Origin of the sequence: Paraburkholderia silviterrae, assembly GCF_004353915.1 — a bacterium.
Taxonomy (GTDB): domain Bacteria; phylum Pseudomonadota; class Gammaproteobacteria; order Burkholderiales; family Burkholderiaceae; genus Paraburkholderia; species Paraburkholderia silviterrae.
In genome coordinates, this window is the sequence record NZ_SMRP01000026.1 from 62,243 (window position 1) to 78,561 (window position 16,319).

Annotated in this window: 13 protein-coding genes; 9 read left to right on the forward strand and 4 right to left on the reverse strand. The window is 68.2% G+C overall.

The genetic code is table 11. The annotated features are described in order from the left end of the window. Positions 1-643 precede the first annotated feature (643 nt). Genes ribBA through EYW47_RS32755 form a run of 3 tightly spaced genes read right to left on the reverse strand, consistent with a single transcriptional unit; the run spans position 644 to position 3,620 of the window. The gene (ribBA, locus tag EYW47_RS32745; protein ID WP_133198963.1) at positions 644-1,822 is read right to left on the reverse strand and encodes a bifunctional 3,4-dihydroxy-2-butanone-4-phosphate synthase/GTP cyclohydrolase II; all 1,179 of its coding nucleotides are present in this window, start codon (positions 1,820-1,822) and stop codon (positions 644-646) included. After that, complete coding sequence (locus EYW47_RS32750) at positions 1,819-2,649, reverse strand: enoyl-CoA hydratase/isomerase family protein (protein ID WP_133198964.1); 831 nt, start codon at positions 2,647-2,649, stop codon at positions 1,819-1,821. Before EYW47_RS32750 ends, ribBA begins: the two co-directional genes overlap by 4 nt. A gap of 20 nt (positions 2,650-2,669) precedes the next feature. Next, complete coding sequence (locus EYW47_RS32755) at positions 2,670-3,620, reverse strand: alpha/beta hydrolase (protein ID WP_133198965.1); 951 nt, start codon at positions 3,618-3,620, stop codon at positions 2,670-2,672. A 372-nt stretch (positions 3,621-3,992) separates the two neighbouring features. On the opposite strand from EYW47_RS32755, the gene EYW47_RS32760 reads away from it, so the two are divergent. Next, a complete protein-coding gene (locus tag EYW47_RS32760; RefSeq protein WP_133198966.1) occupies positions 3,993-5,168 on the forward strand; it encodes a helix-turn-helix transcriptional regulator in 1,176 nt (391 codons plus the stop codon). Between the two features lie 113 nt (positions 5,169-5,281). Here EYW47_RS32760 and EYW47_RS32765 read toward each other — a convergent pair whose 3' ends face one another. Continuing rightward, on the reverse strand, positions 5,282-5,632 hold the full coding sequence (locus EYW47_RS32765) for a VOC family protein (RefSeq protein WP_133198967.1): 351 nt from the start codon (positions 5,630-5,632) through the stop codon (positions 5,282-5,284). 386 nt (positions 5,633-6,018) lie between these two features. Between EYW47_RS32765 and EYW47_RS32770 the strand changes: the two genes are divergently transcribed. The 8 genes from EYW47_RS32770 to EYW47_RS32805 all read left to right on the forward strand — a co-directional run bounded on the left by EYW47_RS32770 (position 6,019) and on the right by EYW47_RS32805 (position 16,232). Further along, on the forward strand, positions 6,019-7,158 hold the full coding sequence (locus EYW47_RS32770; protein WP_133198968.1) for an LLM class flavin-dependent oxidoreductase: 1,140 nt from the start codon (positions 6,019-6,021) through the stop codon (positions 7,156-7,158). Positions 7,159-7,299: 141 nt separating this feature from the next. Next, on the forward strand, positions 7,300-8,493 hold the full coding sequence (locus tag EYW47_RS32775; RefSeq protein WP_133198969.1) for an acyl-CoA dehydrogenase family protein: 1,194 nt from the start codon (positions 7,300-7,302) through the stop codon (positions 8,491-8,493). A 10-nt stretch (positions 8,494-8,503) separates the two neighbouring features. Further along, positions 8,504-10,297: an FAD-dependent oxidoreductase gene (locus EYW47_RS32780; protein ID WP_133198970.1), complete on the forward strand. Its 1,794-nt coding sequence runs from the start codon at positions 8,504-8,506 to the stop codon at positions 10,295-10,297. Further along, positions 10,294-10,824 carry a flavin reductase family protein gene (locus tag EYW47_RS32785; protein WP_133198971.1) on the forward strand — a complete coding sequence of 177 codons (531 nt, stop codon included), beginning with the start codon at positions 10,294-10,296 and terminating at the stop codon, positions 10,822-10,824. The genes EYW47_RS32780 and EYW47_RS32785 overlap by 4 nt, the downstream gene beginning before the upstream one ends. Next, a complete protein-coding gene (locus EYW47_RS32790) occupies positions 10,821-12,623 on the forward strand; it encodes an FAD-binding protein (protein ID WP_240764015.1) in 1,803 nt (600 codons plus the stop codon). Before EYW47_RS32785 ends, EYW47_RS32790 begins: the two co-directional genes overlap by 4 nt. Positions 12,624-12,643: 20 nt before the next feature. Continuing rightward, entirely contained in the window at positions 12,644-13,408 is a 765-nt protein-coding gene (locus EYW47_RS32795; protein WP_133198972.1) for an SDR family oxidoreductase, read from the forward strand. 8 nt (positions 13,409-13,416) lie between these two features. Beyond that, on the forward strand, positions 13,417-14,535 hold the full coding sequence (locus EYW47_RS32800) for a ferredoxin--NADP reductase (protein ID WP_133198973.1): 1,119 nt from the start codon (positions 13,417-13,419) through the stop codon (positions 14,533-14,535). 104 nt (positions 14,536-14,639) lie between these two features. Continuing rightward, positions 14,640-16,232, forward strand: a complete 1,593-nt coding sequence (locus tag EYW47_RS32805) for a FadD3 family acyl-CoA ligase (protein ID WP_205710198.1) — start codon at positions 14,640-14,642, stop codon at positions 16,230-16,232. Positions 16,233-16,319 lie beyond the last annotated feature (87 nt).

Here is a 16,319-nt window from a genome sequence, read left to right on the forward strand (position 1 = left end):
GTTATTTTGATTTGGCCTTTCCTTGATTTCATGTCGGTATATTGGTGTTGCCCCTGTGCGGGGCGGCACCTACTTTTCTTTGCAGCCGCAAAGAAAAGTAGGCAAAAGAAAGCGGCTCACACCGCCAGTGTGACGCAGTCCCCCACTGCCCTGTAAATCGGAGTGGCTCCGGGGCATCCGTCATCCCGCACACTCCGCCTTAGTGACAAGGGGCTAATTCATCCCGCCGCGCGCTACGCGCGGGCGGAAGGGTCTGCAAGGAAAACCGGGCGTGCTTCCTGGTGAATGCGCGGAAGTGCTGCCGGGCGAATACGCCGGACTCCTACGAAACCGCGTGCGTCCCACCGGTTTTGGTTATGCCCCACGGCGCGCGGAGCGCCGCCGGATGGATGAGCCCTTTGTCACTCTGCTAGACGACGCGTGGCGACAGACGCCCCGGAGCCGCTCCGATTAGAGGGCAGTGGGGGACGGCGTCACACTGGCGGTTTGAGCCGCTTTCTTTTGCCTACTTTTCTTTGCGGCTGCAAAGAAAAGTAGGTGCCGCCCCGCACAGGGGCAACACCAATATACCTACATGAAAACAAGGAAAGGCCAACACCAAACAACACCCAACCAAACCCAGAACCAATTCTAAATCACACCTTCAAGCCTCGACGAGCCTACGCGAGTCGCAAATCGCGAATGCGGCGGCACGAATCGCCTCGACACGATCGTCACCAAACGGCGGCGCATCCGGCAAATCACCAAGCGGAATGAACGCACTGATCTCGAGCCCATGCCCGGAGAGCGCGGGCAGCTTGAGCGGGGTGGCGAGCACATTGAGCCTCGATAGCCCGAGATCTCGCAAGATCTGCGACCCGATCCCATACTGTCGGTTGCCAGACTCCGCACCGTGGCCCTCAGGCGAATGCGCCGCCTCGCGCAATCCCGTCCGCAATGCACAGTCGAGCAACACGGCCACGCCGCAGCCAGCCTGGCTAATGCGCGCGAGCGCGCCATGCAGCGCGAGACCGTGTGCGCCAGGCGATTCATCGAACAAATCGACCAGCGAGGCACGCTCCTGCACGCGCACGAGCGTAGGCACCTCGGCATTAGGCTGCCCGCGCACGAGCGCGAGATGGCTCGCTCCGCGCACGCGATCGCGGTACTCGATCGCTTCAAACGGCCCCCACGCCGTGGCAAGCCTGCGCGACGCCACACGCTCGACGAGCGATTCGCGCTCGCTGCGGTAGCGAATCAAATCAGCGATGGTGCCGATCTTCAAACCATGCTCGCGCGCGAAAGTCATCAGCTCGGGCAGGCGCGCCATGGTGCCGTCGTCGTTCATCACCTCGCAGATCACGGCGGCGGGTGTCATGCCCGCGAGCGCCGTGAGATCGCAGCCGGCTTCGGTATGGCCCGCGCGCACCAGCACGCCGCCCTCGCGCGCGACAATCGGGAACACGTGGCCAGGCTGCACGAGATGCTCGGCACGGGCGCCCGGCGCGATGGCCGTGCGGATCGTGTGGGCGCGGTCGGCCGCACTGATGCCCGTGGTCACGCCCTGCGCGGCTTCGATGCTCACAGTGAAGGCCGTGCCGTATTGCGTGCCGTTGTGCGCGCTCATCGGGCTCAGTTGCAAGTGCGCGGCGTGCTCCGCCGTGAGCGTGAGGCAGACGAGCCCCCGCGCGTGGCGCGCCATGAAATTGATCGCCTCGGGCGTGACGCAGTCGGCGGCAATCACGAGATCGCCTTCGTTCTCGCGGTCTTCTTCATCGACGAGAATCACCATGCGGCCCGCGCGCAGTTCTTCAACGATGGCGGTGGTGTCGGCCAGTTTCATGCGGGTTGCTCCTCTTGCTGGGCCAGGTCGGTATTGGCGCCGAAGACCGGGGCGCGGCGCTCCGTGAAGGCGCTGGCGCCTTCGCGGAAATCGGTGTGAGCCGTGCAGGCGAGGAAGGCGCGCTGCTCGGCCACGAGTTGCGCGCCGAGCGAGTGGCGCGGCGCATCGGCGATCAGGTGCTTGGTGTGCGAGAACGCGGCGGGCGAGAGCGCGGCGAGGCGCGCGGCGCGCTCGCAGGTGGCGCCGGCCAGCTCGGCGGCGGGCACGACCCAGTTCACGAGGCCCACGCGCAGCGCGTCGGCGGCGCTGTAACGCTCGTCGAAATACAGCCACTGGGCCGCTGTGCGCGTGCCCATCAGGCGCGGCAGCGTGAAGGTCGCGCCGCCGTCCGGCGAGGTGCCGAGGCGGTTGTATGCCGAGGTGAAGGTGGCGTCGTCCGCGGCGATGGCCACGTCGCAGGCCGCGACGAGCGCGAGGCCGAATCCCGCGGCCGCGCCGTTCACGCTCGCCAGCACTGGCTTGGAGGAGCGGGCGATCAATTCGACCGCGCGCTGCGCGTGGCGCACGAGCTTGCCGATGGCGCGCTCGCGCCGTGCGGCGGACAGATCGAGGGCGGCGCGCATCGCGTGCACGTCGCCGCCCGCCATGAAGGCGCGGCCCGCGCCGGTCAGCACGATGGCGCGCACGCCGGGCTCCTGCGTGAGGCGCTCGAGCCGCGAGCACAGCTCGACGGCCATCGCTTCGCTGAGCGCGTTGAGCGCGTCGGGCCGGTTGAAAGTGAGCGTGACCACGCCGTTGGCGCGCGTGGCGAGAATCGTGTCGGTCATGGGGTGTTGGTGCGTGAAAGTCAGGGATGCAGCGCCGCGCGCAGCGCGCGGGCGCCCAGGTCGAGCGCGGCGCTCGCGGCGTCGAGCACGCCGAGCATGCTGGCGAAGCCGTGCATCTGGCCCGGCCAGCGCACGAGCGTGACGGGCACGCCTGCTTGCGCGAGGCGCGTGGCGTATTGCTCGCCTTCGTCTCGCACCGCATCGTATTCGGCGCTTATGATGGTTGCGGGCGCAACCTGATCGAGGCGCTCCGTGCCCAGCGGGCTCGCGAGCGGCGAGGCGCGATCCGCTTGCGGATCGAAGTACTGATCCTTGAAAAAGCGCATGAGCCCCGTGTCGAGCAGATAGCCACTGCCATTCGTTTCGTATGAGGGATGCTCGTGCGCGCAGTCGAGCACCGGGTAGAGCAGCAACTGGTGCGCGATCGTCACTTCGCCACGCAACTGCTGCGCGCAGACGGCGGACAAATTGCCCCCCGCGCTGTCGCCGGCCACGGCGAGCGCGCCAGGGCGGGCGCCCAGTTCGGCGGCGTGGGCCGCGGCCCAGCGCACTGCCGCAATCGCGTCTTGCGCGGCGGCCGGGAAGCGCGCCTCGGGCGCGAGCCGGTAATCGACGGAAAGCACGAGCGTTCGTGCGCGTGCAGCGAGCGTGCGGCAAATATTGGCGTGCGTGTCGATCCCGCAGGCGACGAAACCGCCACCATGGAAAAACACGAGCAGCGGCAGGGCCTGACCATTCGAGTCTTCCGCTTTGATCGGACGATAAAGGCGCGCGGCGAGCGGGCCGGCAGCGCCTGGCAGCGTCAGGTCTTCTTCGGCGGCAATGGCGTCGCCGGGGCCAATCGCGCTGGCCGCGCCGCCGCCCGCCGCGAGTGCCGCGCGGTAGCTGGCGACGTCGAGCCGGCTGTAATCGGGGGCGGGCATGCCGGCGAACGAGGCGAGCAGTGCGGCGGCTTGTGGGTCGAGCGCCATGCGGGGTGTCTCCCTGGATGGAAAGCGTCATGAGAAAAGTGCGCCATGCCGGCGCCATTGAGCGCATTGAAGCCTGTGCGCGCAACGCCGGCATCGTCCGATTAGACGAGGGGCGCGGGCCGCGAACGGCGTAATGTTTGACTAGTTCATCAACGGGACGTGTGGGCCGTGCCGGCATCGGTCGGTGCAGCGCCACGTCACGCACGGACTCACGCACGATCCCCAAAAAAACTCGCGAAAGAGCCAGGGCGTGAACGAGCAGGAAATCAAGGGCCCGTGCGCCGGTTAGGGGAATGTCCCGATGCCGGCGGCGAGACAGCCCCGTAAAGTTGGCCGTCGCTTTGGGCGGCATGGAGGACGGAGACCGTGTTGATGGAGACAAGATGGGCCCCAGAAGAGGGCCAGGACGCCGGAGTCATGGCTGGCGTCGAAATTTCGCAGTTCAGCGCGCTGATGGCGCGCGTGTACCAGGGGCCGCTGGAAGCGGTGCCATGGTCGGGGGCGCTCGAACTGGTGCGGCAGCACCTGGACGCAAACTACGCAACGCTGATCCTGCGTTCGCCGTCGAGCGACCGGCGCGGGTTGATGGTGAGTGCATCGGGAGGCGGCAAGCCCGACGAGGCTTCGTATAACGACTATTACTATTCGCTCGACCCGTTCGTGGGCCTGCCGGCGGACCGCGTCGTGACCGTGGACGAGGTGTTCGGCGAGACCGGCTGGCTTTCGAGCGAGCTCTACAAGCAGTTCCTGCAGCCCGCCGACGTGCGCTACATCATGGGTGCCGACCTGCGCACGGAATCTGGCGTGGAGTGCCGCTTCCGGGTGTGCCGCAAGCACGGCGCCGCGCATTTCAATGCGCGCGACAAGGCGTTTTGCGCGCTCTTGCTGCCGCATCTGCGCCGCGCGGTGGAATTGCATTCGCGCCTTGACGTGGTGGAGTCGGAGCGCACGCTCTACGCGAGCGCCATCGACCGCATGCTGGTAGGCATGGTCACGCTCGACGAGAGCGGCGCGATCATGACCACCAATAGCGTGGCCGACGAAATCCTCGCGGAAAGCGACGGCCTGCGCATCGCGCACGGCAACATCGAGGCGATGGACGGCCAGGAGAACCGCACGCTGCAACGGCTCATTCGCCACGCGATGATGGGGCACTTCGGCACGGCTGGGCCGCTGGTGGAGGCAATGCCTGTGACGCGCAGCGGCGACCGCCCGAAGCTTGGCGTGCTGGTTCGTACCGTGCCGCTGTCCGACTGGTCGGAGGATAACCGCCGCCGGCCCGCGACGGTGCTGTTCCTGCGCGATCCGGACCGCAAATCGCAGCGCTCGCAGGAGATCGTGAGGAAGCTGTTCGATCTCACGCCTGCTGAGACCTCGCTTGCGCTCTTGCTTACTAATGGGCTGACGCTTGAAGAGGCCGCGGAGGAGCTGGGTATCAGCAAGAACACGGCGCGTGCGCATTTGCGCTCGATTTTCTCGAAGACGGGTGTCACGCGGCAGGCCACGCTCGTGCGGATTCTGCTCGGCAGCGTCGTGCCGTTGGGTTGAAGCGCGGCGCGCTTTGATTTTTTGTTGCGCAGCGTTTTTTTGGTGCGCTGGTGCGCGATGTTTGCAATCGAAAAAGGCGGTCACGTTCATCGGCGTGGCCGCCTTTTTGCGCTTCACATCGCATGTTTTTGCGTGAGCACGAGCAGCGCGCCGTTGCGGTCCTCCAGTACCGCGCGCAGCTCGTGCGGGCCCTGCTGCACCGGCACGCGCACGCTCGCGCCCGTGGCCACCACGCGCTCCATGGCCGCGTAGAGATCGTCATCCTCGGCAATGCGAAACGTTAGAGCGGGGCGCTCGACGATTCGTTCGTCGCCGGCTACCAGCGCGATCGTTAGCGGGCCGCCTTCCAGCGCGCAATAGCGCTCGCCGTCGCGCATTTTTACCGTGAGACCAAGCCCGTCTACGAAAAACGGCAGCGATGTCTCGATCGCCTCCACCGGGTACAGCATCATCGAAGCCTTCATTTGAATTTTCCCCTTGGGTTTGTATGGCGCGGTGTTGCCATATGACGATACTAGCGCGCGTGTGGTTGCGCGCCATGTCTGTTTGGACTAGGGGGGGAGCGCTCGTGGAGCGCGTTTTTTCCGCTGTGCGCGGGGCGTTGGCCTTTCCTTGTTTTCGCGGCGGGCAACGCATGCGGCCCGCCGCGAAAACAGGTAAAGGCCAAAGCGCCATAACAACCGCCCAAACCCCACCAGCCCGCCCCGCGCGGGCCCCCCGCTAATCCAAACAGACGATGCAGCGCTTGCGCTCCGAACAGAAACTTCATCTCGTGGACAGTCACGAATCACACCGGCAGTGGCAGCGCGGCACCCGCCGCCGCCGCCCGACAAACAAGGAGACACCCGCGATGAAGTTTTCTCTTATCTACGAAGCGCAGACGACCGACGCGTCCCGCGAGGGCGACCACCGCGTCTTCAAGGAGACCGTTGAACAGGCGCTGCTCGCCGAGCAGGTGGGCTTCGACACCGTCTGGTGCGTCGAGCACACGTCGCTCACCAACTACGCGCACATGAGCGCGCCGGAAACCTTCCTCGCGTATCTCGCGGGCCGCACCACGCGCATCGGTCTCGGCCACGGCGTCGTCTGCCTGCCGCCCGCGATGAACCACCCGATCAAGGTGGCCGAGCGCGTCGCGCTGCTCGACATCCTCTCCGAAGGGCGCGTGCATTTCGGCGTGGGCAAGGGCGGCAGCCAGCAGGAGGCGGGTGCTTTCGGCTACGACCTCAACGAGCTGCAGCCGATGATCGACGAGTCGATGTATCTCGTGCCGAAGATGTTCGTGCAGGACGAGATCGAGCACGACGGCAAGTACATCAAGATTCCTAAGCGTCCGATCCACCCGAAGCCGTATCAGGATCCGCATCCGCCGATGTACATGGCCTGCACCAACAGCGACGCCCTGCTGCGCGCGGGCCAGCGCGGTCTTGGCGCGCTCGTGCTCGGCTTCGGCGGCCCGGACGAAGTGGCCAAGAAAAACGCACTTTATCGCGAGGCTTACCGCACGCGCAAGGCCGAAGACCAGGTGGGCTTCCGCCCCACCGAGCACCTCGCTGCACTGTGCCCGGCCATCGTGCTCGGCGACGGTCAGCAAGCGCGCAAGATCGGCATTCGCGGCCAGCGCTACTTCATGGAGTCGCTCGCGTACTGGTACACGGGCGGCGAGCGTCCCGACCCGTCGAAGTGGGGCGACGACCTCGTGCAGGCCGATAGCGGCGAGATGGTGATCCGCTCGCGCTTCGCCTCGGAAGAGGTCGTGGTGGACTTCAGCGACCCGGCGCTCTCGATGATGAACCCCAACCACGCCTATGGCACGGTGGACGACTGCATCGGCTACGTAGGACGCCTGATGGAAGCGGGTGTGGACGAAGTGCTGTTCCTCGTCCAGATGGGCACGGTGCCGCACGAGGCGGCGCTCGAATCGATCCGCAATATCGGCGAGCACGTGATTCCGTACTTCAACCGCGTCAAGGCGCGCGCGGTCGCCTGAGCGGCGCCGCAGCGCAAGCGCCGGCGCCCGGCGGCGGTCCCGAGGGACCCTGAGCCGGGCGCGGGCGCACCAGCAAATCGAATCGACGACGAACCAGCGTGGCGCGCGGCGCCACTGAAGAAGACGAAATAGGAGACAGCGGTGCACCGAGACCAGGAATCAAATGCCCTTGCAGCCGAACTGATCGCGCGCGCACAGGCGCTCGCGCCCGTGCTGGCCGAGCGCGGGGACGCGGCCGAAGCCGCCGGGCGCATCCCGGCACAGACCATCGCCGACATGCAGGCAGCGGGCTTCTTCAAGGTGCTCCAGCCCAAGCGCTACGGCGGCTACGAACTGGACCCGCAGACGTTCTTCGAGATCCAGATGGCGCTCGCGCGCGGCTGCATGTCCACGGCGTGGGTGTATGGCGTGGTCGGCGTGCACAACTGGCAGCTCGCCCTCTTCGACGAGCGCGCGCAGCAGGATGTCTGGGGCAAGGACCCGGCCACGCTCATCGCCTCCACGTATATGCCGGTGGGCAAGGTCACGCCCGTGGAAGGCGGCTTCCGCCTCTCCGGTCACTGGAAATTCTCGAGCGGCAGCGAGCTGTGCGAATGGATTTTCCTCGGCGCGCTCGTGCCGCCGGCCAAGGCGGGCGAGCCGCCCGAATACCGCACCTTCCTGCTGCCGAAGTCCGACTACGCGATCGAGCAGGACTGGGACGTGCTGGGCCTGCGCGCGACGGGCAGCCACGACATCATCGTGAACGATGTGTTCGTGCCCGAGTACCGCACGCACAAGGCCGTGGACGGCATGATGGGCACGAGCCCGGGCCTTGCACTGAACGACGCGCCGCTCTTTCGCCTGCCGTTCGCGCAGATTTTCGTGCGCGCGGTCTGCACGGCGTGCATCGGCGCGCTGCAAGGGGCCGTGGACGACTTCCGCGCCTACGCGACGAACCGCGTGAGCGCCAACAGCGGCTCGAAGACCAGCGAGGACACCGGCGCGCAGAGCGCCTGCGCGAACGCCGCGGTCGCTATCGACGAGATGCAGGTGCTGCTGCGCCGCAACTTCGCGGAGCTGCTCGCGGCGGCGCAAGGCGGCCCCGAAGTGTCGATCGAGCGGCGCGTGCATTTCCGCTACCAGTCGGCGCAGGTGGCCGAGCGCTGCGCTCAGGCGGCCAACGCGCTGCTGCGCTATGCGGGCGGCAACGGCATTTATAAGCGCAACCCGCTCGTGCGGCGCTTTCTTGACCTGCACGCGGCGCGCGCGCACTACGCGAACAATCTCGACCGCTTCGGCCAGAACCTCGGCGCCGTGATGCTCGGGCGCACGAACACCGACTTCTTCATCTGAGGCGGTGCTCATGAACGATCGGGCCATGGAGACTGAAACGTTCGATGTGCTGATCGTCGGCTCCGGCGCGGGCGGCCTGCTGGCCGCATGCCGCGCCGCCGATCTCGGCCTCTCGGTGCTCGTGATCGAGAAGAGCGCGCAGTATGGCGGCACCTCGGCCGTGTCCGGCGGCGGCATCTGGGTGCCGTGCAATCACCATATCGCCGAAGCCGGCGGCACGGACACGCGCGAGGCCGCGCGCACCTATATCGAAGCTTGCACGCAAGGCGCGGCAAGCGGGGCGCGCCTCGACGCCTACCTCGACACCGCGCCCGAAATGCTGCGCTATCTGGAGGCGCGCACGCCGGTGCGCTATCAGTCGCTGTCGCGCTATGCCGACTACTTCCAGAACCAGCCCGGCGCGATGCCCGGCTACCGCGCGCTCGATCCGCTGCCGTTCGACGGCGCGCGCCTGGGCGCCGAATTCACGCGGCTGCGCGATCCTTCGCCGGGCACGTTGATCGGCGGCCGGGTGGCCGTGACCTCGAAAGAGGCGCACGTGCTGCTGGCGAAGGAGCGCGGTTTCATTAAGCTCGCGTTGCGTGAGTTCGGGCGCTACTGGCTCAATATCGGTGCGCGCCTGCGTTCGCGGCGCGACACCAGGCTCACGCTCGGCAATGCGCTCGTGGGCGGCTTGCGCTATGCGCTGCTCGAACGCAAGGTGCCGCTGTGGCTTTCCACGCCGATGCGCGAGCTGATCGAAGAAAGCGGCCGCATCGTGGGCGTCGTGGCCGAGCGCGAGGGCAAGCCGGTGCGCGTGCTGGCGCGGCGCGGCGTGATTCTTGCGGCGGGTGGCTTCGAGCGCAATCAGGCGCTGCGCGAGCGCTACCTGCCGCAGCCCACCGAAGCGCAATGGAGCGCGACGCCGCCGCACAACACCGGCGACGCCATCGTGGCGGGCGAACAGGCGGGCGGCGCGCTCGCGCTCATGGAACATGTCTGGGGCGCACCGACGGTGCGCGTGGAGGGCGAGGAAAAGCAGCGCGCGCTGTTTGTCGAGCGCAACCTGCCGGGTTGCGTGATCGTCAATGGGCTCGGCAAGCGCTTCGTCAACGAGGCCGCGCCGTACTCGGAGTTCGTGCCCGCGATGTACCGCGACCACGCGGCAACGGGCAAGAGCGTGCCCGCCTGGATGGTCTTCGACGCGCGCTTTCGCAAGCGCTACCCGTGCGGCCCGATCATGCCCGCTTCGATGATGCCCGACTCGCGCATTCCCGCAGCGTTCCGTTCGCTGCTGCACCGCGCGGACTCGCTCGATGCGCTCGCGGCGCAGATCGGCGTGGATGCAGCCGGCCTGCGCGAGACCGTCGTGCGCATGAACCGCTACGCGGCAAGCGGCGTCGACGAGGAGTTCGGCAAGGGCGGCAACGTCTTCGACACCTACTATGGCGACCCGTCCGTGCAGCCGAACCCGTGTCTCGCGCCCATTGGCGAGGGGCCGTTCTACGCGGTGCGTATCGACGCGGGTGACATCGGCACGAAGGGCGGCCTCGTCACCGACGAGAATGCACGCGTGCTGCGCGCCGATGGCAGCGCCATCGCGGGCCTCTACGCGATCGGCAACACGAGCGCCTCGATGATGGGCGCGAGCTATCCCGGCGCGGGCTCGACGCTAGGACCCGCGATGACGTTCGGCTATCGCGCCGCCAACACGCTCGCCGATGTCGTTCCCGCCGGAGCAGAAGCTTCGGCATCCGTATCGTCTGTATCAATCGCTCGTCAAGGCACCGAACAAGGCCGCGAGCTTCGTGGAGTCACACAATGAGCGAACTTTCCCCCGAACCGCTGCGCGCCGACATGCTGCTCGCGATGCGCCGCCTCGCGCGCTCGGTCACGGTCATCAGCTGCTGTGACGGCGAGCGCCGCTATTCGATGTCGGCCACCGCCGTGGATTCGTTGTCGACCGAGCCGCCTTCGCTGCTCATCTGCATCAACCGGTCTTCGTCGATCTATCCGCCGCTCGAAACGGGCGCGGACTTCTGCGTGAACCTGCTGGCGGCGCAGCAGCAGGACATCGCGATCGATTGCAGCGGGCGCCTGAAGGGCGAAGAGCGCTTCTCCACCGGCGACTGGCAGCGCTCGGCAGACGGCGTGCCGTATCTGCACGGCGCGCAGGCCAATCTCGTGTGCCGCCAGGACGGCCGCTTCGACTACGGCACGCATACGGTGTTCATCGGCCGCCTGCTCGAAGTGAAGATGAGCGGCGAGATCGATCCGCTCGTGTACGTGGACGGCGCCTATACCACTGCGGGCACGGCAGCGGCCGCGCTCGCGCGCTGCGCAACCGCATGAGCACACGCGCCGCCCGCACCATGAACGCCGCGAACGCAAGCCCAAACACGAGCACGAGCGCGACACCCGTGGAGCCGCCGCTCGTCGTCGCCGATGCCGGCGCGCACCGCTGGGACGATGTCTGCGGCGTGCTGATCGCGGGCTTCGGCGCGGCGGGCGCGTGCGCCGCGCTCGAAGCGGCGCAGGCAGGCGCGCGCGTGCGCATCGTCGAGCGCTTCGAGGGTGGCGGCGCAAGCGCGAAGAGCGGCGGCGTGGTCTACGCGGGCGGCGGCACGCCCTACCAGCGCGAGGCGGGCTACGCGGACACGCCCGAAGCGATGGCGGCCTATCTGCAAGGCGAAGTCGGCGACGCGGTCTCGCCGGCCGCGCTCGAACGCTTCTGCAACGGCAGCGTCGCGCAGCTCGCGTGGCTCGAGCGCCAGGGCGTGCGCTTCGGCGCTGCGATGCCCGAGCGCAAGACCTCCTATCCGCCCGAGCGCGCTTTTCTCTATTACTCGGGCAACGAGGCCGTGGGCGACGCGCCCGCCGTGCCGCCCGCGCCGCGCGGGCATCGCACGAAGGGGCGCGGCATGTCGGGGCGCGTGCTCTTCGAGACGCTGCGCCGCGCGGTGGAGGCCGAGCCCAACGTTGAAATCCTGCGCCATTCGGGCGTGCGGCGGCTCATCGTCGATGCCACCGGCCGCGTGATCGGCGCGCAGGTATGGCGCGTCGAGCCGGGCCGCGCGCAGCGCCAGCACGCGCGCCTCGCGCGTTGGGCCGACAAGCTGCACAACGGCTTGCCCGCGTTCGCCGACCGCTTGCGCGCCGCGCTCCATCGACTCGAACTGCGCGCGAGCCGTCCGCTCGACATTCGCGCCGACGCGGTCGTGCTCGCCACCGGCGGCTTCATCTTCAATCGCGAGATGCTGGCGCAGCATGCGCCGCGCTATCTCGCCAACTGGCGCCTCGGCACGACCGGCTGCGATGGCTCGGGTATCCGACTCGGCGTTTCGGCGGGCGGCGTCGCGGACAGCATGGAGCGCGTCTCCGCATGGCGCTTCATCAACCCACCATTCGCATGGGCGCGCGGCTGCGTGGTGGATGCGCGCGGCGAGCGCTTCTGCAACGAAGAGGTCTATGGCGCCACGCTCGGCCACGCGATGTGCGAGACGCGCGACGGACGCGCCTGGCTGATCCTCGACGCCGCACTCGTGCGTGAGGCCTTGCGCGAATGCGTGCGGGGCCGCCTGTGGGCGTTCCAGAGCGTGCCCGCGCTGATGCTCATGCTCGCCGGGCGCAAGCGTGCGGCAACCGTCACGCAGCTCGCGGCACGGATCGGCGCCGATGCCGCCACGCTCGAACGCTCGCTGGCCGCATACCGCACCGCCGCGCGAGAAGGACGCGACGCGGCCTTCGGCAAGTCCGCCGCGATGCTCGCGCCGCTCGCACGGGCGCCGTTCTACGCGCTCGACATTTCGGCGGCGAGCCGCACGTTTCCGTGCCCGGCGATCACGCTGGGCGGCCTGCGCGTGGACGAGTCCAGCAATGCGGTGCTGCGCGCCGAAGGCGGCGCCGTCGCGGGCCTCTATGCGGTGGGGCGCGCAGCGCGCGGCCTCGCCTCGAATCACTACGTGAGCGGCCTTTCGCTTGCGGACTGCATCTGGTCGGGCCGCCAGGCGGGCCGCGCCGGGGCGCGCGAAGTGCTGGCCGCGCGCGAGCGCGAGCATGCCGCTGCGCAACCCGCCGGCAAGAAAAGCACAGCGGGCGCGCCGGGCCGAACCGGCGCGAAGGTCATTCCGCTTTATCCACATACACACTGACTGACGAAGAGAGAACGAAGATGGGAGACAGACTCAAGGGCAAGATCGCCGTGATCACGGGCGCCGCGAGCGGCGTGGGCAAGGCCGATGCCGTGCTGTTCGCTGCCGAGGGCGCGCGTGTCGTGCTCACCGACGTGAACGAGGAAGCGGGCCGTGCCGTGGCCGCGCAGATCGGCGACGCGGCGCTGTTCGTGCGCCACGACATCGCCTCGGAGGCGGGCTGGAACGACGTGTTCGGCGCGGCGCAAAAGCACTTCGGCACGCCCAACGTGCTCGTCAACAACGCAGCCATCCTGCAGCTGGGCAGCATCGAAGACACGCCCCTCGAACTCTGGCAGCGCATCATGCGCATCAACGCCGAGGGCTACTTTCTCGGCTGCCAGGCGGCCGTGCGTGCGATGAAGGACAAGGGCGGCGCTATCGTCAACATGTCGTCGGTGGCGGCGCTGGGCGGGCTCGGCATGTTCTGCGCGTACTCGGCGAGCAAGGGCGCCGTGACGGCCATGACGCGCGCGATCGCCGCGCACTGCAAGCAGCAGGGCTACAAGATCCGCGCCAACACCGTTCACCCCGACGGCATCCTCACGCCCATGACCGAGCCGTTCTTCGGCTCGGCCGAAGCGGGCCGCGCGCAGATCACGGAGTCGGTCGACCCGCGCGCGCGCATGTGCCTGCCCGAAGACATCGCGCAGCTCGTGCTGTTCCTCGCCTCCGATGAATCGCGTTTCATCAACGGCAGCGAGTACCGCATCGACAATGCGCAGATGATCATGGGCGTTGCCTGAGGCCCGCCATGACCGAAGCGCGTTTTCATCGGCTGCGGGTCGCCGACGTGATAGCCGAAAGCGCCGATGCGCGCTCGTTCGTCTTCGAGCTGCCCGCGGCGCTCAGCGATGCGTTCGCGTACCGGCCCGGCCAATTCCTCACGCTGCGCCTGCCGGGCGAGCAGGTGACACTGCAGCGCTGCTACTCGCTCTCTAGCGCCCCCGGCGTGGACGCGGCCCCGAAGATCACGGTCAAGCGCGTGCGCGACGGCCGCGCGTCCAACTGGCTGTGCGACAGCGTGCGTCCCGGCGACGAGCTCGACGTGATGGCGCCCGCGGGCGTCTTCACGCCGCGCTCGCTCGACGACGACCTGCTGCTGTTCGCGGGCGGCAGCGGCATCACGCCGGTGCTCTCGATCCTGAAGGCGGCGCTGGTGGGCGGGCGCGGCATGCTCACGCTGATCTATGCGAACCGCGACGAGTCCTCGGTGATCTTCGGCGCGGCGCTGCGCGATCTCGCCCAGCGACACCCGGGCAGGCTGCGCGTGATCCACTGGCTCGACAGCGTGCAGGGCGTCCCGCAGCAGCGCCACCTCGAAGAGCTGGCGCGGCCCTGGAGCCGTCAGGAGTGCTTCATTTGCGGCCCGGCGCTCTTCATGGAGAGCGCGCTGGCTGCGATGCTCGCGCTCGGGTTGCCGCGCGCGAAGATTCACGTCGAGCGCTTTGCTTCGCTGCCGGACAAGCCCAACCAGGAGAGGCCCGCCCAGGCTCGGCCCGTCGAGCCGGAGGCACCCGCGAAGGCGGAGCCCCTGGCGCAGGCGGCAAGCGCTACGAGCGAGCCTGCTAAAGCCTGCGCCGAAGCCGCGCCGCAAACCGCGCGCGTCGAAACGCACCTCGACGGCGCGAGCGCGCAATTCACCTGCGAGCCCGACGAGACGCTGCTCGACGCGATGGAGCGCGCCGGTCTCTCGCCGCCCAGCTCGTGCCGCAGCGGCCTGTGCGGCGCGTGCATGTGCCGCGTGGAGGCGGGCAGCGTGACGCTGGCCGAGAACGGCGTGCTCGACGACGAAGAGCGTGCCGCCGGCTGGACGCTCGCGTGCAGCGCGACGCCGGCGAGCGCCGAGCTGCGCATCGTATTTCCCGATTAGGGGCCGCGCGTGCACGCCGTGCCGCCCCTGGCCTTGAGCGCCGCCGCTTCGCGCGCCGTCTTCGACGCGCGCTGCGGCGGCGCATGTATTTCCGGAGTCCCCAGATGACGCCCAACCAAACGACGCCCCACGAAACCTTGACGACGCCCGCGCTGATCGCCCGCGGCGCGGCGCGCTACGGCGCGCGCATTGCGATCGAAACCCCCGAGGGCAACCTGAGCTACGCGCAGCTCGACGCCGCGCGCGTTGAAGCCGCACGCGCGTTGATGGCCTGCGGCATCGCTGCTGGCGACCGCGTCGCCATCTGGGCGCCCAATCTCACCGAATGGATCGTTGCCGCGCTCGCGATTCAGAGCGCGGGCGCGGCGCTCGTGCCCGTGAACACGCGCATGAAGGGCCTTGAAGCGGGCGCGATTCTCGCGGATAGCGGCGCGCGCGTGCTGTTCAGCTGCGGCGCGTTTCTTGGCGAGGACTATCCGGCGATGCTTGCGCCGCATCGGCCCGCGACGCTCGAGCGCGTGATCGTGCTTGGCGGCGCGCCAGGCGCCGATGGCCGCGACGAGAGCTGGCAGGCGTTCCTCGCACGCGCCCCGCAGACATCGCTTGAAGCCTTTCGCGCGCGCGAAGCGCAGGTGGGCCCCGACACCTTGATGGACGTGATGTTCACCTCGGGCACGACGGGGCGCCCGAAGGGCGTGATGACCGCGCACGGCCAGAACGTGCGCGCGGCGCATGGCTGGGCCGATATCGCGCAGCTGCGCGAGGGCGACCGCTATCTGATCGTGAGTCCGTTCTTTCATGCGTTCGGCTACAAGGCGGGCTGGCTCGCGGCGCTTACGAGCGGCGCAACGGTACTGCCGCATCTCGTGTTCGATCCGGTGGCGGTGCTCGAGCGTGTGGTGCGCGAGCGCGTGTCCGTGTTGCCGGGGCCGCCCACGCTCTATCACGCGCTGCTCGAAACGCCGGGGCTTGCGGGGCTTGATCTTTCTTCGCTGCGCGTGGCGGTGACGGGCGCGGCCGCCATCGCGCCGAGCCTCGTCGAGCGCATGCGCGCGGAGCTGAACTTCGAGACTGTGCTTACAGGATACGGCCTCACGGAGTCCTGCGGCTTTGCTACGCTGTGCCGGCATGGTGACGACGCCGTCACGGTCGCGCAGACCTCGGGCCGTGCTATGCCGGGTATGGAGGTGCGCATCGCGGGGCCGGATGGGGCGGCGCTCGCGCCGGGTGAGACCGGCGAGGTCTGGGTGCGGGGCTATAACGTCATGCGTGGCTATCTGAATGATGAGGCAGCCACGGAGCAGGCCGTTGATGAAGCAGGCTGGCTTCATACGGGCGACCTGGGCACGCTCGACGAGCGTGGCTACCTGCGCGTGACGGACCGCATCAAGGACATGTTCATCGTGGGCGGATTCAACTGCTATCCGGCCGAGATCGAGCGCCTGTTCGCGGCTCATGAGGCCGTTGCGCAGGTTGCCGTGGTGGGCGTGCCGGACGCGCGTCTTGGTGAAGTGGGGCACGCTTATGTTGTGCTGCGTGGGGGTGTGCAGGCGGATGCCGCCTCGCTTATTGAATGGGCGCGCCGCAATATGGCGAACTATAAGGTGCCGCGGCGTATTGAGATCGTTGAGGCGCTGCCCGTCAGCGCGGCCGGCAAGGTGCTCAAGTATCGGTTGAAAGAGGGCGCTTACGCGTAGGTTTTTTCCCGCGGTGCGCGGGGCGTGGGCCTTAACTTGTATTCGCGGCGGGCCGCAGGCGTTGCCCCTGTGCGGGGCGGCACCTAC